Source organism: Pseudokineococcus marinus (assembly GCF_013004605.1).
Lineage (GTDB): Bacteria > Actinomycetota > Actinomycetes > Actinomycetales > Quadrisphaeraceae > Pseudokineococcus > Pseudokineococcus marinus.
Map to the genome: position 1 here is coordinate 1 of NZ_JABEMA010000446.1, position 1,894 is coordinate 1,894.

Consider the following 1,894-nt stretch of genomic DNA (forward strand, 5'->3'; position numbering starts at 1 on the left):
GCCGGGGGCCAGCGGCTCCCGCCATCCCCGCCGTGGTCTGCGGGGCGGAGCCCGGTCGGCCTCCCGCTGCGCGCCCGTCGGCGCCCCGGGCCGGGCCCGGTCGGGGCGACGCCCGGCCGGCCCCTCCCGAGAGGCTCCTCGTGCCCGTCGCCCCCACCTCCCGCCTCGCCGCCCTCGCCGGGTCCGCCGGCCTCGTGCTCGCGCTCGGCGCCGGACCGGCCCTGGCTGCCACCCCCTCGACGACGTCGTCCGCCGCCCCCTCGACGACGTCGTCCGCCGCCCCCTCGGCGTCCGCCGACGTCGAGCTCGCGGGCGAGGCCTGCCCCGAGGACGAGGGCGCGACCGTCCTCGTCGACCCGCAGGGCCTCGCGGGCGGCGACCTCGCCGCGCCGACCGCCGGGTGCGCGCTCGAGGCGCCCGACGGGCTGACGGCGCTCACCGAGGCCGGCTTCACGGCCACGGAGAGCCAGCCCGGCTTCGTCTGCACCATCGAGGGTCTGCCCGCGCCCGACCAGGCGGACTGCCTCAACGACGGGTACTGGGCGTACTGGTACGCGCCGCGGGACGGCGAGTGGACCTCCAGCCAGGTCGGCGCGGCCGACCGCGTGCCCGAGGTCGGCGGCGTCGAGGCGTGGTCGTGGACCGAGCTGTCCGGCGACAGCCTCGAGGGCGCCCCGCCGCGCGTCGAGCCCGCCGCCGTGGCGGCGCTGCCCGTGGCCGGGGAGGCGGCCCCGACCGGGACCTCGTCCCCGTCGGCGACGCCGACGGGAGCTCCGGAGAACGGCACGGCGGGCGACTCCCCGGCCGTCGACCCCGAGGGCGCCGACGCGTCCGAGGTGGAGGCGAGCAGCGAGGAGGCCGCGAGCGTCCCGTGGACGACGATCGTGGTCGTGGTGGTCGTCGCCGCGCTCGTCGTCCTGGCGCTCGTGCTCGGCGCGCTGCGCGCCCGTCGCCGCCGCGACGAGGAGATGGACGAGCGGAGGTCCGACGCGCGCTGACCGCCGCGGGCTCCACCCGGGCGCCTGGTGGCTGTGGGCGCTCGGGCTGGCCGCGGCAGCGAGCCGGACCAGTGACCCCCTGCTCCTCGTGGGGGTCGTCGCGGTGGCCTGCCTCGTCGTCGTGGCCCGGCGGCCGGACGCCCCCCACGGGCTCGACCTGCGGGCCTACCTCGTGCTCGCCGGGGTCGTCGTCGCCGTCCGCACGCTCTTCCGCGTCCTCTTCGGGGGCACGGCGCTCGGCACCGGGCCGGTGGTCCTCGACCTGCCGGCGGTGCCGCTGCCGGACCTCCTCTCCGGCGTCACCCTCCTCGGGCCGGTGACGGCGGGGTCCCTGCTCGCCGGCGTCTACGACGGCCTCCGGCTCGCCGCCGTCCTCGTCTGCGTGGGGGCGGCGAACTCCCTCGCCGACGCGCGCCGGCTCCTGCGCGCCGTCCCGGGGGCGCTCGCCGAGGTCTCGACGGCCGTCGTCATCGCCCTGACCGCCGCCCCGCAGCTGCTCGACAGCGTGCGACGGGTGCGGCGGGCGCGCCGGCTGCGGGCGGGCGGGGACGAGGGGGTGCGGGCGCTGCCCGCCGTCCTCTCGCCGGTGCTCGCCGACGCGCTGGACCGCTCGCTCGCCCTGGCCGGGGCGATGGCGGTGCGCGGCTACGGGCGCACGGCGGACGTGCCGCGCCGCGCCCGGCGGACGTCGGCCGCGCTGCTGCTCGGCGGCCTGCTCGGCACCTGCTGGGGCCTCGTCGGCCTCCTCGACCCGACGGCGGGCGCGGCGACGGGCCTGCCGGTGCTGCTCGGCGGCGCGGTCCTCGCCGTCCTCGGGCTGCGGCTGGCCTCCGCGCGCGTGCGCCGGACGGCCCACCGCCCTGACCCGTGGGGGCCCCCCGAGTGGGCCGTCGTCG

The 1,894-nt window shown here is 80.5% G+C and carries 2 protein-coding genes; both read left to right on the forward strand.

The annotated features are described in order from the left end of the window. Positions 1-140: 140 nt before the first annotated feature. On the forward strand, positions 141-998 hold the full coding sequence (locus HLB09_RS16455) for a hypothetical protein (protein WP_171204380.1): 858 nt from the start codon (positions 141-143) through the stop codon (positions 996-998). 88 nt (positions 999-1,086) lie between these two features. Further along, positions 1,087-1,894, forward strand: an 808-nt coding sequence (locus tag HLB09_RS16460; RefSeq protein ID WP_322790235.1) for a CbiQ family ECF transporter T component, incomplete at its 3' end; no start/stop codon positions are given.